The organism is Brevibacterium sp. OS20 (assembly GCF_056837565.1).
Genome location: NZ_CM166367.1, coordinates 2,558,793 through 2,580,250, shown reverse-complemented (window position 1 = coordinate 2,580,250; position 21,458 = coordinate 2,558,793). Strand labels below are relative to the sequence as shown.

The following is a 21,458-nucleotide window of genomic DNA, read 5'->3' as shown; positions in this document are numbered from 1 at the left end:
TGCAGTCTAGTGGGGGAGACGTCGATCGCTCAGCCTTATTCCGAATACGTCACTATTCCGCCGTAGACCACCATGATCACGACGGCCACGGCTAAACAGAATCCAGTGGCGGTGAGCCCACGCCACCACCATGACGTGTGTGGTCGGAGCTGATTCAGCATCGATGGTGCGATCACCGCAGTGGCCACCCAGCCGAGGACAACTAGAAACCCGAGAAACAAGCTTCCGATTCCGAAGAACAGATCACTGACGATTCCGCCGCACCCGAAGTCGACTCCAGCACAGCCGATGTATTGAGAGTGCAGGTGGCGGATCACGAGGTAGACAACCGCGAGCACGCCGCCGGCTGCGAACGCAATCGCGTAGGGTGCACTGCGGTCATTGGGCGAGCGTGGCCGCGTATCCATGCTCCCGACGATAACAAGTTGGGTTTTCGTTCGGGTGAACTCGCAACGACGGGGTATGTCACCGACAGCGATTAGGGTGAGCGCATGACCACGGAGACGCCGCGACCACCGAAGATCACCCTTGGAGAGCTTGCCCAGGGCTACCTCTGCGATATCGATCCCGAGGAGTTCCTCGAAGGCATGGAGTTCACCGATCTCAACCTCGCCGAGGCGGATGCCACCCAAGCGACGTTCCTCGACTGTCGATGGTCGAACCTCAATTTCGGCGATGTCGACGTACCGGTCGATCTCACCGGGGCCAGGATCTCCGGCACGGAGATTACGGACTGCCGCGCCGACACGTGGACTATGTCCCGTGGGAACCTACTGCACACAACGATCTCTGGAACGCGGATCGGTGCCGGCGTTGTCTATGACAGCGTGTGGGAGAAGGTGCGATTCACCAATTGCCGTATCTCCTACCTCAACCTGCGTGGGTCGAAGCTTACCGATGTCGAGTTCCGCGACTGCAAGATCGACGAGATCGACCTCGACCGGGCGAAGGTCAGCCGGGTCGCATTTCCGGGAAGCAGCGTCGGAGTCTTCCAGTGCGAAGGCGCCGCTCTCGGCAACGTCGACATTCGGGGGCTGGAACCGCACAAGATCTCCGGCGTGCACTCGCTGCGCGGAGCGACCATCGACGACACTCAGCTCATGCTCTTCGCCGAACTCTTCGCCTCGGAACTCGGCATCACCGTGGAGTGAGGAGGGCCCGAAGCCGGTCGTTCTACGAACCGCCGTGCGCCGAGTCGCGGCGAGCGGTATCGCGCAGGTCGATGGCAGCACCTCCTTCCTCGATCGCGGTGCGGATCATTCGTCCATAACCATCGTCGGGCAATGCGACACTGCGTTCTTCGGCGCGAGAGATGTGCTCCTGTGCGGCATCGAATGCACTCAGCCGACGGAGGTTGTCGGCGATATTGAGGTGGAGGCTGGGATAGAAGCCGGCGACCTGAAGCGACTGGTGATGTGCCTGCGCGCGTTCATCACTGAGCGAAGCAGCGGCGTCGAGAGCTCGAATGTCCCAGATGAGTGCCTCGGCTGGGTGATCGTAGAGATCGGCGAGATAGTGCGCAAGTGTGCAGCGATGGAAGGGATCGCCGGAGGGGCCGACCTCCTGCCAGAGGTCGGCTAGCTGGCGCCGAGCCGTGTCCGCGTCACCTGCTCTCCCGAGTTCGACGGCTCGGCCGATCGTCTCCATCGTGGGATCGGGTGCGGCTGGTGTAGAGGTCATGGTGGTCTGTTCCTGTCTGTATCAGTGGGCGGGCGCCTGGCACGGCATGATGATGGTGGTGAAGTCTCCGTCCTCAGCTGAGCGCAGGATGACGGGTTGATCCGACGCAGAGACGTCGAGGATGAGATCGTTTCCGAGCGCATTGGTCATCGCCGGATGCAGTGTCGTGAGTTCGAACCAGAGAGTCAGCTCAGAGTCATCACCCGTGCCTTCGAGATCGGGGACGTCATCAGGAGCCAGAACCTGTATCCCGCTCGAGGTGAGTCGCAAACCGAGCTTTTCCAACGGCCGCTGTTCCATCGTCCGCAACAGCTGCCTGCGGTCGACCATGCAGTGGTGGACTGCAGTCGGCAGGGACTCGAAGAAGTCGTGGGTATCCGGAAATGGCTCATCGATCAATGGGCACTGGTGCACGGTGCCGTCTTCAAGCACGAGGTGCAGGAAACTTTCGTGAGCCGCGAGAGTCACTGTCGGGCTTCTGCGGACCATCGAAACGGTGTTCCGAAGAGCATCGCCGGACACGGTGCCTGCCCACGTCGTACCTGCAGACCGGCTCGGCACCAGGGTACGACTGGCGAAGCGGTAGCGGTCCGTCGCCGCCAATGCGAGTGCGTCCGGTTCGACGCAGAGGCGAACCCCGTTGAGAACGGGGAAGCTGGGATCGTCGGTGGTAGTGGCCAGAAGCTGGTCGACTGCTGCGGCGAAGATGGGCCCTGGGAGAGCGCACAACGATGCCGAAGACTTCGATTGCAAAGACTGGGTGAGGCGTGCGGCCACGTGGTGCAATCGCGCGTTGTCAGCCGAGACCCTGCGCATATGGTCATTCAGGAGCCGCAGCGATTCCGCAGAATCGGACGCAGTTTCGGCCGCGAAGAACCGAGAGACATCGGGCAGCGGCATTCCGAGCTCGCGAAGCTCCCGCAGTCTCTCGGCCGTGTGTATCTGTTCCTCACTGTAGAAGCGATATCCGGTCTGGGCGTCGACGTGGTCAGGGCGGAGGATGCCGGCATCGTCGTAGAATCGCAGCGCGCTCGCCGTCAGACCCACTATTCGGGCGAAGGCGCCGATCGGCATCAATTCAGAATCAGTCACTCGAACATTGTCCGGTCTCAACCGACTTGAAGGTCAACTCCTGTCACTTGTCGTCCAACCCTTCGGGACTATCCGGGGGAGTGAAGTAGGTCCTGCGCAGGTACAGCATCGCTCCACCGCAGATCGCAGCGATGACGATCGCGGTGATTGCCACGTCGATGACATCTGTTCTGCCGACCAACAGCGATGGCAGAACGAACCCGCCCACCAGCGAGCACAGCAGCACAACTCCCAACGGAACGCTGCCGATGAAGCTCCTGACCTCGAGCCTGACACCGCGCGCCCGAAACACAGACCAGACCACGATCGCCGAGGCTGCCGCCACCCCGAACATGGCCCAGAGCAGTGAATCGACCGGCCGGTCCCGCATGAGTGCCTTGATGATCCGGCCGAGGGATCCCCACGCACAGAGCGTGGAGATCCCCAGCAGAATCGTGAAAGTCCGCGAACGCGTCAACCGACTGCTGGCCCGATCAGGACCTGAACTGCCGAAGACAGCGCCTCACCGCTTCCCCAACTCGTCGATGAGCACGCGCTTGTTCTCCGAGTAGTCGATCGGCACGACTACGACGTGCACTCCTCCGGACTCGAACGCATCCTCCAGGGCATCGCTGATGCTGTCGACATCATCGACGCGGGTGCCGGTGGCCCCATACGACTCCGCGTACTTGACGAAGTCGGGGTTGCCGTAGGTCAGCCCGAAGTCGGGGAATCCGTCCGCGGCCTGCTTCCACCGGATCATGCCGTAGGCGTTGTCCTCAAGAATGACGACAACAAGATCGAGACCCAAACGCACAGCGGTCTCCATCTCCTGGCTGTTCATCATGAACCCACCGTCGCCGACCACGGCCATGACCCGACGCTCCGGGTAGGTCAGCTTCGCCCCGATCGCCGAGGGCAGCCCGGCTCCCATCGTCGCCAGTGCATTGTCGAGCAGCAGGGTGTTCGCCCTGGTCGTGCGGTAGTTGCGGGCGAACCAGATCTTGTACATGCCGTTGTCCAGGGCCACGATCCCATCGGTCGGGACCACGTCGCGGACCTCCTGGACGATCCGCTGTGGGATGAACCGTTCCTCATCGGCTCCCTCGTGGATCTTGATGAGGATCTCATCGCGCATCGGCAGGAGCGCCTCGGCAGTGGGTACGGGACCGCCGAGCACCTCGGCGACCTTGTCCAGGGACGGCGCCAGGTCCCCGATGACCTCGAACTGCGGGAAATACACCTGCTCGACGATGGCGGGACGGTACCCGATGTGGACGACGGTCGGCCCGGTCTCATCCATCGTGAACGGCGGCTTCTCGGTCGTATCGTGACCGATGGTGACGATGACGTCGGCCGCATCGATCGCGTCGTGGACATAGTCACCGGAGGTCAGGGCCGCCGTGCCCATGTACAGATCCGACGACCCCGACACCGATCCCTTGCCCATCTGCGTGGTGACGTAGGGGATGCGCATCTGGGCGACGAAACGCGACAGCGCCTCACTGCAGGAAGCCCGGGAAGCATCCGCACCGAGCATGAGCAGCGGGTTCTTCGCCTCCTTGACGACGTTCGCGGCGTTCGCAATCGCGGTATCCCCGGCGACGGGCCGACCGTTCGTATGCGGTTCGATGAGTTCGAAACCGTCGACCGGCATCCCCGCGATGTCCTCGGGCAGCTCGAGGTGCACCGGTCCCGGACGCTCGGCCTGAGCGGCGCGGAACGCCTCCCGGACCATTGTCGGAATCATCGCCGCCGAGGTGATCTGCTTGCTCACCTTCGTCAGCGGGTCCATCGTCGCCACCGTATTGACCATCTGGAACGCCGCCTGCTCGGCCGTGCGGATGCCCTTCTGCCCGGTGATCATGATGACCGGCATCCCGCCGAGGTGGGCGTACGCAGCCCCGGTCGCCAGGTTGAGTGCCCCCGGTCCCAAGGTCGTCAGCACCACCCCGGGCTTGCCGGTGAGCCGCCCATAGGTGGCGGCCATGAACGCGGCGGCCTGTTCGTGGCGGGTGAGGATGAGCTCGATGGAGGACCGCCGCAGGGAGTCGATGAAATCGATGTTCTCCTCACCGGGGATCCCGAAGATCCGTTCGACGCCTTCGTTCTCCAGAGCTCTGATCATGACATCTGATGCACGTTGTGTCGTCATGTGCCCGACACTACGCTTTTGTCGGCTCGAACCCTATGACCGACCGCACACAACCGGCACCGAGGCGGCCCACCCACCCAGCGGACCCGACCTGGGCCCAGCCGGGGGAGGCGATAGACTTGCTGACGAAGAGAAACGACGTCCCCTCAGCTGCGGGCAAGTACGGACAAAAGGACATTGATGACAGACCAACTCGACCCCTTGGACGAGTCGGCCGTGAAGCAGGCCGTCGACGCGGCACTGAAGGCTTTTGCGGATTCGACGACTCTCGACGAGCTCAAGCAGGCGAAGATCGACCACACCGGCGACAAAGCCCCGCTGGCGCTCGCCAACCGAGCCATCGGCTCACTCGACAAGGCCGATAAGGCCGCCGCCGGCAAGATCGTCGGCAAGTCCAGGGGAGCGGTCAAGCAGGCCCACGATGCACGTCTGGCAGAGCTCGAAGCCGAACGCGATGCGGCCGTGCTCATCGAAGAGGCCATCGACGTCACCCTGCCCACTGACCGTCGCCGCCTCGGCGCTCGCCACCCGCTGAGCCTCATCCAGGAACAGGCAGCGGACTACTTCGTCGGCCTCGGCTGGGAGGTCGCCGAAGGTCCCGAGATCGAATCCGAGTGGCTGAACTTCGATGCGCTCAACTTCGGGCCCGACCATCCGGCTCGACAGATGCAGGACACGTTCTTCGTCGACCCACCCGAGGCCGGCCTCGTCCTGCGCACCCACACTTCACCGGTGCAGTCGCGTTCCCTGCTTGAGCGCGGTGTGCCGCTCTACGTGGTGTGTCCGGGCAAGACCTTCCGCACCGATGAGCTCGATGCCACGCACACTCCGGTCTTCCACCAGATCGAAGGCATCGCCATCGACAAGGGCCTGACCATGGCCAACCTGCAGGGCACCCTCGACGGATTCGCCCGCGAGATGTTCGGCCCCGAGTCGAAGACCCGTCTGCGCCCGAGCTTCTTCCCGTTCACCGAACCGAGCGCGGAGATGGACTTCTGGTTCCCCAACAAGGTCGGCGGTCCCGGATGGATCGAATGGGGCGGCTGCGGCATGGTCCACCCCAATGTGCTGCGCGCCGCCGGCATCGATCCTGATGTCTACCAGGGCTTCGCCTTCGGCATGGGCATCGAGCGGACACTGATGCTGCGCGAGGGAATCAACGATATGCATGACATGGTCGAAGGCGATGTGCGCTTCTCGGCCCGTTTCGGAATGAAGGCTTGATATGCGCGTCCCACTGAACTGGCTGGCCGACTATGTCGATCTCCCAGCCGAGACCGATCCCCATGCCCTCGCTGCCGAGTTCGCAGCCGTCGGTCTCGAGGAAGAGGACTTCTTCGGACCCGAGATCACTGGCCCACTCGTTGTCGGACGGGTGCTCGAACTCGTCAAGGAAGAGCATTCGAACGGCAAGACCGTCAACTGGTGCCGTGTCGACGTCGGCCCCGAACACAACGAAGCCCAGGATGATCCGAAGGACCCGCAGCCCGGTCCCGAGGTGCCCAGCCGCGGCATCATCTGCGGTGCCCACAACTTCGTGCCCGGTGACCTCATCGTCGCCTGCCTGCCCGGAGCAGTCCTGCCCGGTGACTTCAAGATCGCTGCTCGCAAGACCTACGGCCACAAGTCCGATGGCATGATCTGCTCAGCCAAGGAACTCGGCCTCGGCGAGGACCACGACGGCATCATCGTCCTGACTGACCTTGGCCTGACCGGTGAGCCCGGTGACGACGCGATCGCCCTGCTCGGCCTCGACCAGGTGACCCTCGACGTCAACGTCACCCCCGACCGCGGCTACCAGCTGTCGATGCGCGGCATCGGACGCGAATATGCGCAGATGAAGGGGCAGAAGTTCACCGATATCGGATCCGCCGAGGTGGCTCCCACCAATGCGGCCACCGACGGTGGCTTCCCGGTGTCGGTTGAGGACAACAACCCCATCAACGAGGTGACCGGCTGTGACCAATTCACTGCCCTTCAGGTCACCGGCCTGGATCCTCAGGCAAAGACCCCGTTCTGGATGCAGCGTCGCCTGCAGCAGGCGGGAATGCGTCCGATCAGCCTGACCGTGGATGTCACGAACTACGTCATGCTCGAACTCGGCCAGCCGCTTCACGCCTACGACACCGCGCTGCTCGGCGACGAGATCGTCGTCCGCCGTGCGAGTGCGGGAGAGAAGTTCACGACTCTGGACGATGTCGAGCGCACACTCGATGTCGAGGATCTGCTCATCACCGACCGCGGGGATGGACCCAGCGGCAAGGGCGGGAAGATCATCGGACTGGCCGGGGTCATGGGCGGGGCCGATGTCGAAGTTCATGCTGGGACCACCGATGTCGTCATCGAGGCCGCTCACTTCGACCCGATCTCGATTGCCCGCACCTCCCGTCGCCACAAACTGTCCTCGGAGGCCTCGCGTCGCTTCGAACGCGGCGTCGACCCGAGGCTCGGGCCTGTGGCCGCACGTCGCTGCGCGGACCTGCTCGTCGAACTCGGCGGCGGAACGCTCAGCCCTGCGACCACGCAGGTCGGGCAGGCTCCCGAGGCGACCATCATCGAACTCCCGGTCGAACGCGTCGCCTCGCTGGTCGGCGTCGAGTACACGACCGCCGAGGTGGCCGGACTGCTCGAAGGCATCGGCGCGACCGTCGATGTCATCGGCAAGGACCGTCTGGCCGTGACCGTGCCCAGTTGGCGCACGGACATCACCGACACTGTCGACCTCATCGAGGAAGTCGCTCGCACCGGCGGCTATGACCGGATTCCGTCCGTTCAGCCGGCTGCTCGGGCCGGCAATGGTCTGACGGTAGCGCAGAAGACGCGCCGTCGGATCTCGAACCTGCTGGCAGCCGACGGGTTCACCGAGGTGCTGTCGTACCCGTTCACGAACGACAAACGCGACGATCAGCTGCGGCTCGAGGCCGATGATGTGCGTCGCAAGCACGTGCGCCTGGCCAACCCGATGTCCGAAGACCTGCCGCTCATGCGCACCAACTTGCTTTCGACGCTGGTGGACCTCGTTGTCCGCAACCAGGGCCGCGGGGCGAAAGACGTGGCACTGTTCGAGGCCGGACTCGTGTCCACCTCGGCGGGACTGCCTGAGGGTCCCGGACCGCGTCACCTGCCCGGATACCACCCGAGCGATGACGAGCTCGAGGCGATCTACGCTTCGGTTCCGCACCAGCCGTACCACTACGCGGGCATCATCTCCGGAAATGCGGAGATGCCCGGTGTCTGGGGCAAGGGCCGCAAGGCCGAGGCCACCGACGTCATCGACACCGTCCGTCGGATCGCTGAGACGAACGGCCTCGAGGTCACCGTCGAGGCCGACCAGATCGCTCCCTGGCATCCGGGACGGGCTGCGAAGTTCGTCCTTGCCGACGGGCAGACTCTCGGCCACGCCGGTGAGCTGCACCCGAAGGTGTGCGAGAACCTCGGCCTGCCGGCACGGACGGTCGGATTCGAGATCGATCTTGACGCATTGCTGGCTCAGGAGGATCTGCGTGCCTGGGACGGTGCGCTGTCGACCTATCCGGTGTCGCGTCAGGACGTTGCGCTCATCGTCGATGCCGAGCTGCCGACGCAGACTCTGGCCGCGACGCTGCGCGAAGGTGCAGGGGAGGAGCTCGAACTGCTCGAGACTTTTGACCTCTACACCGGCGACCAGCTGCCCGAGGGCAAGAAGTCGCTGGCGTTCCGCCTGACGTTCCGCGCCCCGGATCGTACGCTCAAGGCCGATGAGGCCTCGGCGATGCGCGAGGCGGCGACGAAGCTGGCCGCCGAACGTCACGGCGCCGAAGTCCGCAGCTGAGAACAGTGCCTCACAGAGCCCGGTCGACCGATACAGTGGTTCGACCGGGTTCTGTTGTATTCGCTCCGAGCATCGCGGCAGAGCGCACCCAGACAGTAAGCACCACCGACCACCTGTACCCCCATCGCTCACGAGGAGATCTGACATGACCGAGAAGCTGCCTTACGGAACGAACCTGCCTGCCGGCGATTCTGCAACAGAAGCGACTGCGGTCCCATCAGAGACGATCGCCCTCATCACCGGCGGTGCCCGCGGAATCGGACGCCACCTCTCGGAGGCGTTCGCAAAGGCCGGCTACGACGTGATCGTGACGGCCACCTCGGCGGAAAAGGCAGAGTCTGCTGCTGATGAGATCGCTGAGGCGACCGGGGGAGCGGTGACCGGTGTCGGTCTGCGCACCGATGACATCACTGCAGTGAACCAGCTGCGTGACTCTGTCGCTGGGCTCGAGAAGTCGACGGGCAAGCGCCTGCAGGTGCTCATTAATAATGCCGGGCGCATCGAATCGACGGAGGGGCCGCTTTGGGATGCCGATCCGGAGAGCCTCAAGGACGTCGTCGACGCGAACGTGCTCGGCGTCGCGCTCATGATCAACGTCTTTGCACCCGTATTGATGGCGGGCGCCCAGGCGACCGGCCGTCCCAGCCGCATCATCGACCTCAACTCGGGATCGGGGGCGAAGGGCACGCCGGCGTATGCAGTGTACTCGGCCTCGAAGGCGTCACTGTTCCGTATTGCTGATTCGGTCGTTCACTTCGGCCACGACAAGGGCTTGCGAATCTTCGAGATGGCCCCCGGCGTCGTCGAGACGACCATGACGAAGTCGATGCCGGTCCATGATTTCCGCCAGGGTGATGATTGGACCTCACCCGAGCAGGTCACCGATCTGGCTGTGGCTTTGGCCTCGGGGACGCTGGATGCTTTCACCGGCCGGTACGTCCGTGCAGGTGCGGATACGGAGGAGTCGCTGCTCGCCGAGGCGGATGGCGGACTGTCGGATGCGAACCGTCGGATGGTGCTTGGCTGAGATGGTTCCGGACGGGCCGTCGGGAGCGACGCGGCCGCTGCGGACTCTGCTCATCGACAATGCCGATTCGTTCACCCTCAATCTCTTCCATCTCCTCGCGGAGGTGAATGAGTGTGCGCCGACGCTCGTGCCCAACGACTGGGAAGAATTCGAGCTGTGCGTGCTCGACGAGTTCGACAATGTCGTCATCTCCCCAGGGCCGGGAACTCCGGAGAAACCCGCTGACTTCGGCATCTGCGCTGAGGTGATCGAGCATTCCTCGATCCCTGTGCTCGGAGTGTGCCTAGGCCACCAGGGGATTGCTCACGTGCACGGGGGAGTCGTGGCGCACGCTCCGGAGCCTCGACACGGTCGGGTCTCGGCGATCCGGCATGCCGAGACCGAGCTGTTCGCCGGTATCTCCTCGCCGTTTTCGGCGGTGCGGTACCACTCCCTCGCAGTGACCGACTTGCCCGATTGTTTGGAGGCAACAGCGTGGTCCGAAGACGGAGTCATCCAAGCGCTCCGGCATCGGTCCAGGCCACAATGGGGAGTCCAGTTCCATCCGGAATCGATCGCCTCCGATGAGGCTCGGACCCTGCTGCGGAAATTCGCCGAGCTTACTGTGGCATGGAACCGGGGGACTGAGCATCAGGATGATGGTTCGGTCAATGAGGCGTGGGATGGCGAGGAGATTGTCTCGAAATCTGACCTCCTTGCAGGGACGTGCGCAGCGCTCAATCGGTCCGAAGCGACTCCCCACCCTGCTGACGATCGGCACCACTACATTCTCGACACCGATGTTCTCCCTCAGACATTCACCGACGAACGTCTCTTCGCCGAGCTCTTCGGTGACGAACCTGAGGCAGTTTGGCTCGACGGAAACTTACTTGGCAACGACTCGTCGCGGTTCTCAATCATGGGTGCGCCGTCCGGTCCGCTGAGCAGAGTAGCGACCGCCTCGGTACCGGAAGGGGTAGTCGAAGTGCGTTCGGCCGGTGACGAGTCAGAGTATGTGACTGAGTCGTCCGGATTCTTTGACTGGCTCGAAGCCGAACTCGCAAGCGCGACCGTTGCGGTGACCGGCGAAAGAACAGAAGCGCAAGGCATCAAATCCACTTTTCCCGGCTTGAGCGCCTTAAGCCACGATCTGCCATTCGATTTCCGCCTTGGGTGGGTCGGTTATCTCGGCTACGAGCTCAAGGCCGAGGTCGGCTCGCCGAACCAGCGCGAATCCGACCTGCCTGACGCCGTCATGATGTTCCTGGACCGCGCACTCGTTCTCGACCACCACACCGAGCGCATCCACCTTCTGGCACTGCGTCAGGCTGACGATCCAACCGGCCACGCAGCTAATCAGGACTGGCTCGACCACACACGCACACGGATTGCATCGATCTCCACTGATGAGGTCACTGGGACTCACCAACCGAGCACCGCCTCGGCGAAGGCGGACATCACAAACCCGGCGAAACGCCGCGATCCAAACCTCGTGGCACGGAACAGTCGGCACGAGTACCTCGACCTCATCGACCAAGTGCAAGAGAAGATCACCGATGGCGAGACTTACGAAGTCTGTCTGACGAACATGCTCGAGGGCACCGTCGATCCGCATGCGTCACCACTGGAGATGTATCTGCGGCTGCGTGAGGACAATCCGACGCCGTTTGGGGCGTTCATCCGCACGCGAGAGGCGGTGATTCTCAGCACCTCACCTGAGCGGTTTCTGCGGATTGGCGCAGACGGCCGGGTGGAGTCGAAGCCGATCAAGGGTACTCGGCCCAGGGGAGCGACACCGGCCGAGGATGAAGCGATCAAGGCTGAGCTGGCCGCCTCGGTGAAGGATCGGTCGGAAAATCTCATGATCGTCGATCTCGTGCGGCACGACCTCGGACGCACGGCCGAGCCGGGGTCGGTGCAGGTGGACACGTTGTTCGGGATCGAGTCGTATGCGACGGTGCATCAGATGGTCTCGACGGTCAGTTCACGCTTGGCCGAGGATGCTAGCCCGGTGGCGAGTGTGCGGGCGGCGTTCCCACCAGGGTCGATGACTGGGGCGCCGAAGCTGCGGACGATGACGACCATCGAAGAGCTCGAGGCCGGCCCGCGTGGGGTGTACAGCGGAGCCGTCGGGTATTTCTCTCTCGGCGGTGCCGTCGATCTCAGCGTCGTCATCCGTACGCTCGTCGTCCAGGGCGAGAAGTTGAGGTATGGGGTCGGTGGAGCGATCGTCGCGCTGTCCGACTCCGAGGAGGAGTATGCGGAGACCGTGGTGAAGGCGGCACCGGTGCTGAGGTTGCTCGGTGGAGCGAAGTTCCCCGACGAAGACGTCGTTCATTCTGATGTTCCGTCCGAACTGGCGACGAGCACCCATTCAGCCGAACAGATGGGCAATGTTGACTTCCACACCATGATTCCCGCCGAGGAGGTCGGACCGGCCGATACCGCTGTGACCGAATATTCGGGAGGGATCGAATGATGAGCGTGTGGCTGTGGAATCAACAGGATCGCCGTTTCGAGCCGCCGACGGCTGATCTCAACTCCTGGACATTGACTGCTGCCGATTCGTGGTTCGTTGAAGACGGGCGGGTACGAGCGTTCGATCGCCATCGGGCACGGTTCGGTGATGCGGCTTCTCAGGTGGGGATGGGCAATGCGATCACCGATGATTTCTGGGCGGCAGTGGTCGAGCAGATCCCGGCGACGGGGGAGTGGTTCCCGCGCGTGGATGTCCTTGAACCGACTGTGGGTGTCGAGCCTGTGTTGGCCCTCCGACTGCGACCGGCTCCGGAGAGAACTCGCGAGCTCCGGGTGCGCGTCCCGTCATTTCCTGATCCCCGCACGATTCCTGGCCGCAAGGGACCGGATATCGGTCTGCTCGGTCGGCTGGTGGCGCAGGCGCGTGCCGACCATGACTGTTCCGAGGTGGTGTTGCTCAGCGACGAAGGCTTCGTCATCGAAGGCGCGACGACGAGTCTGCTGTGGTGGGACGACGAGGCTCTGTGTGCACCGGCGCCTGAGTTGGGAGCGTTGCCGGGAGTGACCTCGGCGATGATTCTGGACGAGGCTCGCTCGCGGTCGATACCGGTCGAATTTCGGCGGGTGCTTCCCGAAGAGCTCGTCGGTCACGACGTGTGGTTGGTCAATGCGCTGCACGGGATCCGACGAGTGAGAGAGTTCGTCGACGCACCTAGTGGAACCCGGGATGTTTCGCCGCTCGGCGAAGAACCAGAGCGATTCATTCAATGGCGTTTGTGGTTGGAATCAGCTCGTCGGCCGCTGCGCAGTTAAGTGGTCGCAAGGACACTCGGTGGGGCCGAGATGGAGCGGAAACAGACGTGACTCAGATCTGACGACGCCTTAGAAGAGTATTACTACCGCACCAATGGCAAGAACACCTGTTGCCATGCAGATCCCGAGAGAGATGAGTGCGATCCACCGCCAGCTGAGCGTGCTGAACCGTCCGAGAAGAGACGTGGCGATCGCTCCGGCAACGAACCAGAATATGGTGACCGGCAGGGCAAAGAAGAAACCAGCGAATTGGATCGAATCGCGTGGTGTGAGGGTACAGCCGAAGCCCAGTCCGCTGCACTGGCCCTCCGGGAGTGAGTCTGGGGCCAGCAACCACGCAATGATGAGTCCGAATACCCCGACCAGCCACGCGGCGGTGATGACGATGAACGCACGACTGGCGGCGCGGCGTGCCTTCGCTCGCTGTGGTTTCGACATGCAGCGACTCTACCCTGGCAGATTCCGAGACGGCGGTCCGCGCTGACCACGGAAGTGTGTCGCTGCTTTCGCCACATGCTTCGTCGGATTCCTTGCTCGCCCGGTCGGCGCGGCGATCTTCGGTCACTGGGGCGACCGGAAGCGTCGTGGTCTGAGGGGCAACTGGCCTCATCTCGGCGGTCATCACGTTGGTTGCGCTCAAGTTCCTTCAAGACCGTTCGCGCAGTGCCATCACCGATGATCGGACTTATGCGTGAGAGCAGCCAGCACTTGAAGAGAATTTAGTTGTTGCGGGTGTCCAGCCGGTGCTTCTACGAGCCTGTGCGCACGTACGGGAGAACCTGATCGGCTCATCGCAACGAAAAGCCGAAGCAGTGGTGAGGGCTAAACTTTCTCAAATGGGCCTCCACCACTGCATCGTGCAATAGCTCCTCAAAAGACGGGATTACATTCGGGTCCTCACCACCATCCGAAGATCCCCCAGATGATCAATGGGCCGACGACTACCGAGGCCAAGCCATAGGCAAGCAGTTGCCTGAACAATTTGGGTCGGACCTTTTCCTCGGCGGAACCGAGAATCAGACCGCCTGTAATGCCCAGCGGATTGATGTCCACAATGACTGAAGCTAGTGCCACGGCAAGGATTGCTCCAATTGGTGAAACTCCAGCAGCAACCACGTTCGGAATCAGTGGCATGACCGTGACAAAGACCGCGATAGAGCTCGCTGCAAACGATGTGATTCCGGCAATGTAGCAGAGGAGTAGAAGCGAAATCATGGGAGAGCCCTCGACTGTCAGCAGCTGACTAATCCGTTCGAAGGCACCCTGGCTCTGCATGACACCGATGTAGGTCAGAAGTCCGCCGATCAGTAGTATGACCGACCACGGGATCTTGGAAACGACTTCCGATGGTTCCATGCGAAGCACCAGCATCTGCAAACAGGCGACAGTTGCGCCAAGTAGGCCGATGTTGGCGTCGAACCCGACTGCTAGAACCAGTACAAGTCCGATTCCGCCGAGCGTGGTGACAAGATCCCTCGTGCGCGGAGACGTTTTGACGAGGGTCGCGACTCCGCCTCCGGAAGGGCCCAGCGGCACCTCGGGGTGACCGAGCTGTCCCTTCGGCAGCAGGCCACGAGCCCTCGAATAAACGAGAGCGCCGATGCAGACCAGCACCCCAGCAAGCATCGATCCTCCTAAGAGCGTGATGGGGGTGTGGTCGGGGACGAGGAGTTGGGACGCGTCAATCTGTTGCTTTGCGGAAATGCCGAACACCGCGAGAGGAGATAACAGCCCGCTGAGGATTCCCATGATTCCCAGGACAGCCATCATCAAGGCAGGCAGTCCGTAGCGCGCCGACAGTCCTAGAGCTATCGGGGCAACGATCGCGGTAGCTGCTGCCGGCAATGTTCCGAATGCTGTCAGGAGTGCACCTGCAAGGAAGGGGACCAGAGCGACAAGTGTTGCGTTACTTCGGACAAGATGGAGTATTCCGTCGAGCATCCAATCGAGCGTTCCGTTGATTTGAGCGACTCCGAAGAGTGCGGTGACTCCAACGATCATGATGAAGAAGTCGCCTGGGAAGGCGTCGATGACCTCTGTGGCCTCCATTCCTGCCACAGCACTGACACCAAACGCCGCGGCCAGAGAGCCGAGCCCAAGGTTGAAGCCCTTGAGCATCGTCGCTACAAACAAAAGGACGAGTACGAGTATGGATACATCTGCAATGTTCATCGGCCGGTCCTTCAGATCGCTTTACTCGTACGAAGCACGGAGATTTCTTCATTTGTCAGATTGCCCAGCGTGCGCAACACGACGTCGGTGTCTTCCCCAAGTGCTGGCGGTGGACCTCCGAGTGTGCTTGCGAATCCCGAAAATCGCCCGGCCGGGGCTTGCACGAGCCGAGTGCCGCCGAATCCATCATCGACTTCAACAATTGAGCCTCGATGCCGAATGTGTGGGTCATTGCATACATCCGCTGCGGAATTGATCGGCCCGGCAGCCACACCGGCGGCGCTCAACTTCTCCAGCAGTTCATCAGCGTCATGAGATGAGACAAAGGTCGAAACTATTGCCTCGATCTGATCGCGATATTCGAGTCGTTGTGTCATTGACTTGTACGTTTCCAGATCCGTGTCTCCTATGACATTCACGAGGCGCTCCCACATGCGGTCCGTAGATGCAGGGATCGCGATCCATTGGCCATCTCGTGTGCGATACAGGTTGTTCGGGCTGATGTGCGGATTCTTGTTTCCCTGTCGCTCGACGCTGGAACCGGTCACGCTGTAATCAGCAATGAAGTCTTCCATCATGCGTAAGAGTGGCTCGTAGAGTGGAATGTCGGCGAGTTGGGCCTCACCAGTCAAGTCGCGCTGACGCAGAGCAAGCATAGCCGCGAATGCGCCGTACATTCCGGTCACTCCGTCAGCGACGGGGTAGCCGGCGAAAATCGGTGGGCCGTCCGATTCGCCAGTGCGATATGTCAGACCAGCAAAACCTTCCGCGACACGGGCAAATCCAGGACGATCTGCGTAGGGACCTGTGCGGCCGAATGCATTGACATGCACCATAACGAGGTCGTTCTTGAACTGTGTGAGATCGTCGAAATCGATTCGGTATTTCTTCAACGTGGAGGGCCTGAAATTCGTCACGACTATGTCGGCGTTTCGAACCAGCTTTCCGACCAATTCACCTGCATCGGCATGGTGGAGGTCAACCGTGACGCTCTTCTTGTTCCGCCCGTGCATCGCCCACGCGGCCGAAAGATCGCCGACCAGAGGAGGGTATCGGCGAGCAGGGTCTCCGGCGCCGGGTTGCTCGATCTTGATGACCTCGGCCCCAAAGTCCCCGAGCAGAGAAGCTGTCAGAGGGCCAGCAATTATTGTCGAAAGATCCAAGACACGGATACCCGATAAGGGCTGGTTTGTCATATGTATTTCCTTCCACGTCGTCGTGAGAGCAATGCCGAAGGCATCAGTCATATATAGCTTCGACGCCGAATGCGTTGATGGGAAGAAGCGTGTGCCGTTCGGTTGTGGTAGGAAAAACCTCTATAGTTATCGAATGCGAGTTGAGCGCGCGCGGTATTTCTTGGCCGCAGTCGATACAGGGTCATTTCGAGCAGCGGCTGAACGTTGCCAGGTGAGCCAGCCAACGCTGCGAGAACAGGTGACTCTGCTCGAAGAGGAACTCAACGTCGTCCTTCTGACCCGCAGCAAGTTGGGGGTGCGATTGACAGAAGCAGGTCGGAGCATTGTTCCCTACTGCAGAAGACTGACCGCCTCAGAAGAAGCGATACACCGAATGGCGGCCGAGGTGAGCGGAACCTTTCGAGGCCGAGTCGCTATAGGGTCAATCGCTGCGCTGGCTGAGGTGCTGATTGCTCCCGTGGCATCGCGACTTCTGCAGCAACATCCCGACCTGAGGTTTGAAATCACTGAGGCTAGTTCAGCTGAGGTGGAATCCAAGGTGCTGAACGGTGCCCTCGATATCGGGATTGTGTCCGCGCCCAGGACTCAGCCGCCACATGGGATTACGCGTTCCCAAGTCGCCGAAGTCGGATTGGGCGTCGTTGTACCGGCTGATCATGCCTTTGCCGAAATGCGCGCGATCCGATGGAGCAATCTTGAGTCGTGGCCGATTGTGGCGATGCGGCCGGGCACCGTAATCGGACAGGAGATTGTCAGCAGACTGCCTGATGCCGACGTGGTCGTGCGTGCGGCATCGGCACGGACCGTGCGAGTGATGGTCAAGAACGGTGCCGGAATCGGCGTCCTGGCCGCGGTTGATTTCCCAAGCCATGACCATGCACTGACATGGGTGCCGCTGTTGGATACGCCTCCGCTTGAGATCTGCCTGGTCCACCGAACTGATAGTCAGCCTTCAGCGTCAGCACTTGTCGTCCGCCGATTTATCCAAGAGCAAGGGGCAGCGCTCGTCATTGCATAGCCAGTCTACTATTAGTGTTGGGACTGTGCTTGGTCCCGCGGACGCTTTCGATGAGGTGGGACGGGCCACCACCGGGATGCGGGCTCTGCTGTCAAACAGCGGCGCTGGAGACTAGCGAAGCCACAGGCGCCTCCGCCATTATCCATTCGACGATTGCGGCAACATGAGCATCAACGGAGTCGATGGCCGGCAGGGGAGCGGTCTCTGGCGGAACTAGTAGGCCGATTTCGGTACACGACAGTGTCACTGCTTCGGCGCCGCGGGCCTTGAGGTCGTTCATGATCTCGACGTAGCGTGCCCGCGAAGCATCCGTGAAGAATCCCTGCGTGAGTTCGTCGAAAATGATCTGATCGACCTCGAGGCACGTCTCCTCATCGGGAACGAGCGTCCGGATTCCCTGCTCCTCGAGTCGTCCCGTGTAGAAGTCATCGAGCATCGTCCACTTCGTGCCCAGAACCGCCAGCGTCGAATAGTCCTGACGCTTCGCCACTGTCGCGATCGAATCGACGATATGGATGAGCGGCACATCGACCGCTGCCTCAATGGCCGGGGCGCACTTGTGCATGAGGTTCGTGGCAATCGCGACAGCCTCGGCACCGCCATCGACCAAACGCTGTGCCGTCGAGACGAGCGACGCATCATTGCCCGCCCAGTCGTTGGCCTCCTGCAGCTCCCGGATATCGGCGAAGTCGCACGAGTCGAGCAGGATCTGCGCGGAATGGTGACCACCGAGCTGCTTGGCCACTGCATCATTGATCTTCGTGTAGTACTCGATGCTCGAATGCCAGCTCATTCCACCCAGCAGACCGATCCTGCGCATACTCCAACTCCTCAACTTGGCAATGACTTCAACGCGACTACTTCCAGTGTGGTGCGCATCATCTGCCTTCGGTAGGCCCAGTTCCCTCTGCTGTGGCATAAGCTGGGCTTATGGCTACTGTCTTCGAACAGGCTCTCGACCTCGGCGAGCCCAAACGCCTCCTCATCTTCGGCGCCATCGCCGAATCCGGCAGCATCGGTGCCGCCGCCCGGGCCCTCGGCTGGTCCCAACCGGCACTGTCCCAACACATGAATGCGCTGGAAAAGGACCTCGGCGTCACCCTCTTCGACCGGACACCACGCGGCATTCGTCTGACCACTGCCGGCCAACTCGCTCGCATCCGTGCCAACGAGGTGGCCACCTCGGTGACGGGACTGCGCAACGATCTTGCGAAAGCCTTCGGCCTCGGCGGACGCAATGTCCGGCTCGCTGGATTCCCCAGCTTCGTCATCGGCCCCTTGGCTGCAGCACTCGGCAGGCTCGAGGCAAACGCGGGCACAAATACCGACGCGCCGCTTCACCATTCGTACGAAGTCTCCGAGGCCGAACCGCCCGAATCGCTGCGCCTGCTCGATGACGGCGACATCGACATCGCCTTCCTCTTCCATCACGAAGACGAAACCCCGCCCGAGCTCGCCGGACACATCACCGTCGACCTCGGCGCCGACCACCTCGACCTGCTCGTTCCCGAACGCTGGAATCGTGCCGGGCAGATCCAACACCTCAATGATGTTGCCGACTTGCCGTGGATCATGGGATGCGTGCGTTGCCGATCCACCGCTGAACGCCTCTGCCGCACCGCCGGTTTCGAACCTCGGACCCGGCACATCACCGACAACCCGGGCGCCATCCAATCGCTCGTCTCCAACGGACTCGGTGTCGCACTGCTTCCTCGCAGCGCCCGCCGCTACTCTCAGGTCCCGGGCATCGACCCCATCGCCCTTGCCGAGGCGGGCGCCCGTCGCGTCACCGCAATGATCCCCGACGGACTGGTAGCCGCCTCCGAGATTGTCGACCTGATTGAAGCACTGCGTGCCGCCGACGTCATCGGCGGCGGTGCGACAGACGTCGAAACCGGCACCCAAGCGAAAGCAGCAGCGACCGGTACTACCGCCAGCACCTCGACCGACGGCTACAGTGACTCCTGATGAGTACGTTCACCAAAGTCCTCGATAGGTGGCTGACGGTTACCACGGCCGCGGCGATCATCGTGATGATGCTCCACATCGTCACCCACGCCCTGGCCCGGTCGATCTTCCACGCCCCGCTCTACGGCACCAACGAGATCGTCGAATACTGGTATCTCCCCATCGTCGCGCTGCTCGGAATCCCGGCCGCGCAGCTGCAGAAGGAACACATCACGGTGACCATGGTCATCGAACGGGCGAAACCTGCCACCGCCGCAGTGTTCACGGTCTTCGCCTGCATCCTCGGTGCGCTCGTGTCGATCGCCTTCGCCTGGTTCGGGCTGGGTAAGGCACTGGAGAACACAGCCATTGGATCGACCGCCGACGTCTCCGATGTCATCACCTGGCCCGTGTACTACCTCGTGCCGATCGTGTTCGTCCTCCTCACCGTGCTCTATATTCTCGATGCCGTCGCGATCCTCCGCCACTGCGCAGAAGCAGGGGAGGAGAAATGAACGCAAATACCGACTTCACTGGTACACCCCTGCCGCCAGAAGACACGAACAGCGCGAACATCACCGGCACCCAATCCGCGAACACCACCGCACTGTTCCCCATTGGCTCCCGCCGCGACCGCCCCGGTGCCCTCGCCCTGACCATCGGGTTCGGCCTAGTCGCCGTCTGCCTCATCGGTCTCTTCACCAGCCCGTCCGCGGCGATCGGCGGAGCTTGGTGCATCGGGATGATGCTCGTCCTCCTCTTCCTCTCCGTGCCCGTGGCCATCGCCTTGTCCGTGCCCTCGATCATCGGCGTCTACGCCGTGTCCGGGATCCCGGCGACGATGAATATCCTGGCCACCGCCCCATTCAGCGCCGTCTCCGACTGGTCGATGAGCGTGCTGCCGATGTTCATCTTCATGGGCATGCTGCTCACCCAATCGGGTCTGTCCGGCAAGGTCTACCGCGTCGCCGACCACTGGTTCTCCTGGCTGCCCGGCGGCATCGGCATCGGCACCACCTTCGCCGGGGCGGGACTGTCCGCCGTCACCGGCTCGACCATCGGCATGACCTACGCCCTAGGCCGAGCAGGCATCCCCGAAATGCTCAAAGCCGGCTACGACCGCCGCATGGCAGTCGGCACGATCATGGTCTCCGGCATGACTGGCAACCTCATCCCACCCTCGATCCTCATGGTCGTCTACGCCGGCATCGCCTCCGTGCCCGTCGGCGCCGCCCTCATGGCCGGAGCCGTCCCCGGAATCCTGCTCGCCGTGTGCTTCGCCGCCTTCATCTTCGCCATCGGCATCATTGCACCGAAACTCGTTGGCCGCGGCCAGAACACCCAAAACCCAACAACCACAGCAGCCAACACCACCCGCCCCACAACCACCTGGCGCGACCGCCTCACCTCGCTGACCGGCGTCTGGGGTTTTGCCGTCATCCTCGTCGTCCTCTTCGGCGGCATGTTCTCCGGCATCTTCACCCCCACCGAGGCCGGAGCCGCCGCCGCGCTCAGCTCGCTCCTGCTGTGTCTATGGGAAAAACGGGGCGAACAACCGTGGCGGAAGGTCGCGGATTCGGCAATGGATACAGTGGCGGCCACCTCGGCGATCTTCTTCATCATGATCGGCGCGACCATGCTCACCAGCCTGCTCGCCATCACCGGACTCGCCCCCATCCTCACCGGCCTCATCACGGACCTCGGACTGTCGCGGATCGGATTCCTGCTCGTCCTCATCGTCCTCTACATCGTCATGGGCATGTTCTTCGACACCCTGTCGATGATGCTGCTGACCATCCCGATCCTCCTGCCCACCCTCGAGACGATGGGTGTGAGCCCGCTGTGGTTCGGAGTCTTCGTCGTCCTCCTCGGCGAGTTCGCCATGGTCACCCCGCCGGTCGGCATCATCCCCTACATCGTCCACTCGATGGCGAAGAACCCCGAGGTCAACCTCGGCCACAGCGTGAGCCTGCGCGACATCTTCATCTCTCTGCTGTGGTTCCTGCCCGTCGTCGTCATCTTCCTCATCCTCATGGTCACCGTGCCCGGAATGACCGAATGGCTGCCCGACCTGATCAGCCGCACCAGCGGGGGAATGTCCGGATAACCCT

At 62.2% G+C, this 21,458-nt stretch carries 19 protein-coding genes; 10 read left to right on the top strand and 9 right to left on the bottom strand.

Features of this window, described 5'->3' with window-relative positions; all coding sequences use genetic code 11:
- Window positions 1–35 precede the first annotated feature (35 nt).
- Window positions 36–407 carry a hypothetical protein gene (locus tag ACVZTU_RS11525; protein WP_482400443.1) on the bottom strand — a complete coding sequence of 124 codons (372 nt, stop codon included), beginning with the start codon at window positions 405–407 and terminating at the stop codon, window positions 36–38.
- Between the two features lie 84 nt (window positions 408–491).
- On the opposite strand from ACVZTU_RS11525, the gene ACVZTU_RS11520 reads away from it, so the two are divergent.
- Entirely contained in the window at window positions 492–1,151 is a 660-nt protein-coding gene (locus ACVZTU_RS11520) for a pentapeptide repeat-containing protein (protein ID WP_482400442.1), read from the top strand.
- A 22-nt stretch (window positions 1,152–1,173) separates the two neighbouring features.
- On the opposite strand, the gene ACVZTU_RS11515 is transcribed toward ACVZTU_RS11520, so the two are convergent.
- Genes ACVZTU_RS11515 through ACVZTU_RS11500 form a run of 4 tightly spaced genes read right to left on the bottom strand, consistent with a single transcriptional unit; the run spans window position 1,174 to window position 4,906 of the window.
- Complete coding sequence (locus tag ACVZTU_RS11515; RefSeq protein WP_482400441.1) at window positions 1,174–1,680, bottom strand: hypothetical protein; 507 nt, start codon at window positions 1,678–1,680, stop codon at window positions 1,174–1,176.
- A gap of 21 nt (window positions 1,681–1,701) precedes the next feature.
- Complete coding sequence (locus ACVZTU_RS11510; protein ID WP_482400440.1) at window positions 1,702–2,772, bottom strand: DNA polymerase III subunit beta family protein; 1,071 nt, start codon at window positions 2,770–2,772, stop codon at window positions 1,702–1,704.
- Window positions 2,773–2,815: 43 nt separating this feature from the next.
- Window positions 2,816–3,229, bottom strand: coding sequence for a hypothetical protein (locus ACVZTU_RS11505; RefSeq protein ID WP_482400439.1), 414 nt, complete (start codon window positions 3,227–3,229; stop codon window positions 2,816–2,818).
- A 45-nt stretch (window positions 3,230–3,274) separates the two neighbouring features.
- On the bottom strand, window positions 3,275–4,906 hold the full coding sequence (locus ACVZTU_RS11500; protein ID WP_482400438.1) for an acetolactate synthase large subunit: 1,632 nt from the start codon (window positions 4,904–4,906) through the stop codon (window positions 3,275–3,277).
- 180 nt (window positions 4,907–5,086) lie between these two features.
- Here ACVZTU_RS11500 and pheS point away from each other — a divergent pair, with 180 nt between their 5' ends.
- From pheS to ACVZTU_RS11475, 5 genes are all read left to right on the top strand, one after another.
- Complete coding sequence (gene pheS / locus ACVZTU_RS11495; RefSeq protein ID WP_482400437.1) at window positions 5,087–6,130, top strand: phenylalanine--tRNA ligase subunit alpha; 1,044 nt, start codon at window positions 5,087–5,089, stop codon at window positions 6,128–6,130.
- A 1-nt stretch (window position 6,131) separates the two neighbouring features.
- Complete coding sequence (gene pheT, locus ACVZTU_RS11490; protein ID WP_482400436.1) at window positions 6,132–8,717, top strand: phenylalanine--tRNA ligase subunit beta; 2,586 nt, start codon at window positions 6,132–6,134, stop codon at window positions 8,715–8,717.
- 145 nt (window positions 8,718–8,862) lie between these two features.
- Window positions 8,863–9,744 carry an SDR family NAD(P)-dependent oxidoreductase gene (locus ACVZTU_RS11485; protein ID WP_482400435.1) on the top strand — a complete coding sequence of 294 codons (882 nt, stop codon included), beginning with the start codon at window positions 8,863–8,865 and terminating at the stop codon, window positions 9,742–9,744.
- 1 nt (window position 9,745) lies between these two features.
- Window positions 9,746–12,202, top strand: coding sequence for an aminodeoxychorismate synthase component I (pabB, locus tag ACVZTU_RS11480; RefSeq protein WP_482401752.1), 2,457 nt, complete (start codon window positions 9,746–9,748; stop codon window positions 12,200–12,202).
- Window positions 12,202–13,014: an aminotransferase class IV gene (locus ACVZTU_RS11475; protein ID WP_482400434.1), complete on the top strand. Its 813-nt coding sequence runs from the start codon at window positions 12,202–12,204 to the stop codon at window positions 13,012–13,014. Before pabB ends, ACVZTU_RS11475 begins: the two co-directional genes overlap by 1 nt.
- 69 nt (window positions 13,015–13,083) lie before the next feature.
- Here the strand turns inward: ACVZTU_RS11475 and ACVZTU_RS11470 are convergent, their stop codons facing one another.
- The 3 genes from ACVZTU_RS11470 to ACVZTU_RS11460 form a co-directional block, all read right to left on the bottom strand.
- Window positions 13,084–13,452 carry a hypothetical protein gene (locus ACVZTU_RS11470; RefSeq protein ID WP_101595282.1) on the bottom strand — a complete coding sequence of 123 codons (369 nt, stop codon included), beginning with the start codon at window positions 13,450–13,452 and terminating at the stop codon, window positions 13,084–13,086.
- Window positions 13,453–13,911: 459 nt separating this feature from the next.
- Window positions 13,912–15,186, bottom strand: coding sequence for an SLC13 family permease (locus ACVZTU_RS11465; protein WP_482400433.1), 1,275 nt, complete (start codon window positions 15,184–15,186; stop codon window positions 13,912–13,914).
- An 11-nt stretch (window positions 15,187–15,197) separates the two neighbouring features.
- The gene (locus ACVZTU_RS11460; RefSeq protein ID WP_101596032.1) at window positions 15,198–16,433 is read right to left on the bottom strand and encodes a CaiB/BaiF CoA transferase family protein; all 1,236 of its coding nucleotides are present in this window, start codon (window positions 16,431–16,433) and stop codon (window positions 15,198–15,200) included.
- Between ACVZTU_RS11460 and ACVZTU_RS11455 the strand changes: the two genes are divergently transcribed.
- The gene (locus ACVZTU_RS11455) at window positions 16,414–17,400 is read left to right on the top strand and encodes a LysR family transcriptional regulator (RefSeq protein ID WP_482400432.1); all 987 of its coding nucleotides are present in this window, start codon (window positions 16,414–16,416) and stop codon (window positions 17,398–17,400) included. The genes ACVZTU_RS11460 and ACVZTU_RS11455 overlap by 20 nt on opposite strands.
- A gap of 91 nt (window positions 17,401–17,491) precedes the next feature.
- On the opposite strand, the gene ACVZTU_RS11450 is transcribed toward ACVZTU_RS11455, so the two are convergent.
- Window positions 17,492–18,220, bottom strand: coding sequence for an aspartate/glutamate racemase family protein (locus ACVZTU_RS11450; protein ID WP_482400431.1), 729 nt, complete (start codon window positions 18,218–18,220; stop codon window positions 17,492–17,494).
- Between the two features lie 110 nt (window positions 18,221–18,330).
- Here ACVZTU_RS11450 and ACVZTU_RS11445 point away from each other — a divergent pair, with 110 nt between their 5' ends.
- The 3 genes from ACVZTU_RS11445 to ACVZTU_RS11435 are packed head-to-tail and all read left to right on the top strand — an operon-like array spanning window position 18,331 to window position 21,454.
- Window positions 18,331–19,368, top strand: coding sequence for a LysR family transcriptional regulator (locus tag ACVZTU_RS11445; RefSeq protein WP_482400430.1), 1,038 nt, complete (start codon window positions 18,331–18,333; stop codon window positions 19,366–19,368).
- Window positions 19,368–19,862: a TRAP transporter small permease gene (locus ACVZTU_RS11440; protein ID WP_482400429.1), complete on the top strand. Its 495-nt coding sequence runs from the start codon at window positions 19,368–19,370 to the stop codon at window positions 19,860–19,862. The genes ACVZTU_RS11445 and ACVZTU_RS11440 overlap by 1 nt, the downstream gene beginning before the upstream one ends.
- Window positions 19,859–21,454 (top strand): TRAP transporter large permease, encoded by a 1,596-nt coding sequence (locus tag ACVZTU_RS11435; protein ID WP_482400428.1) that lies wholly within the window; start codon window positions 19,859–19,861, stop codon window positions 21,452–21,454. The genes ACVZTU_RS11440 and ACVZTU_RS11435 overlap by 4 nt, the downstream gene beginning before the upstream one ends.
- The last annotated feature ends 4 nt before the right edge of the window (window positions 21,455–21,458 follow it).

What these genes read in the sequence shown, in the direction of transcription:
- pabB (WP_482401752.1), top strand. Translation starts at nt 9,746, where the DNA reads ATGGTTCCGGACGGGCCGTCGGGAGCGACGCGGCCGCTGCGGACTCTG.
- ACVZTU_RS11455 (WP_482400432.1), top strand. Translation starts at nt 16,414, where the DNA reads ATGCCGAAGGCATCAGTCATATATAGCTTCGACGCCGAATGCGTTGAT.
- ACVZTU_RS11440 (WP_482400429.1), top strand. Translation starts at nt 19,368, where the DNA reads ATGAGTACGTTCACCAAAGTCCTCGATAGGTGGCTGACGGTTACCACG.
- ACVZTU_RS11500 (WP_482400438.1), bottom strand. Translation starts at nt 4,906, where the DNA reads ATGACGACACAACGTGCATCAGATGTCATGATCAGAGCTCTGGAGAAC.
- ACVZTU_RS11485 (WP_482400435.1), top strand. Translation starts at nt 8,863, where the DNA reads ATGACCGAGAAGCTGCCTTACGGAACGAACCTGCCTGCCGGCGATTCT.
- ACVZTU_RS11450 (WP_482400431.1), bottom strand. Translation starts at nt 18,220, where the DNA reads ATGCGCAGGATCGGTCTGCTGGGTGGAATGAGCTGGCATTCGAGCATC.
- ACVZTU_RS11525 (WP_482400443.1), bottom strand. Translation starts at nt 407, where the DNA reads ATGGATACGCGGCCACGCTCGCCCAATGACCGCAGTGCACCCTACGCG.
- ACVZTU_RS11475 (WP_482400434.1), top strand. Translation starts at nt 12,202, where the DNA reads ATGAGCGTGTGGCTGTGGAATCAACAGGATCGCCGTTTCGAGCCGCCG.
- ACVZTU_RS11470 (WP_101595282.1), bottom strand. Translation starts at nt 13,452, where the DNA reads ATGTCGAAACCACAGCGAGCGAAGGCACGCCGCGCCGCCAGTCGTGCG.
- ACVZTU_RS11520 (WP_482400442.1), top strand. Translation starts at nt 492, where the DNA reads ATGACCACGGAGACGCCGCGACCACCGAAGATCACCCTTGGAGAGCTT.
- ACVZTU_RS11515 (WP_482400441.1), bottom strand. Translation starts at nt 1,680, where the DNA reads ATGACCTCTACACCAGCCGCACCCGATCCCACGATGGAGACGATCGGC.
- pheS (WP_482400437.1), top strand. Translation starts at nt 5,087, where the DNA reads ATGACAGACCAACTCGACCCCTTGGACGAGTCGGCCGTGAAGCAGGCC.
- ACVZTU_RS11465 (WP_482400433.1), bottom strand. Translation starts at nt 15,186, where the DNA reads ATGAACATTGCAGATGTATCCATACTCGTACTCGTCCTTTTGTTTGTA.
- ACVZTU_RS11460 (WP_101596032.1), bottom strand. Translation starts at nt 16,433, where the DNA reads ATGACTGATGCCTTCGGCATTGCTCTCACGACGACGTGGAAGGAAATA.
- ACVZTU_RS11435 (WP_482400428.1), top strand. Translation starts at nt 19,859, where the DNA reads ATGAACGCAAATACCGACTTCACTGGTACACCCCTGCCGCCAGAAGAC.
- ACVZTU_RS11445 (WP_482400430.1), top strand. Translation starts at nt 18,331, where the DNA reads ATGGCTACTGTCTTCGAACAGGCTCTCGACCTCGGCGAGCCCAAACGC.
- pheT (WP_482400436.1), top strand. Translation starts at nt 6,132, where the DNA reads ATGCGCGTCCCACTGAACTGGCTGGCCGACTATGTCGATCTCCCAGCC.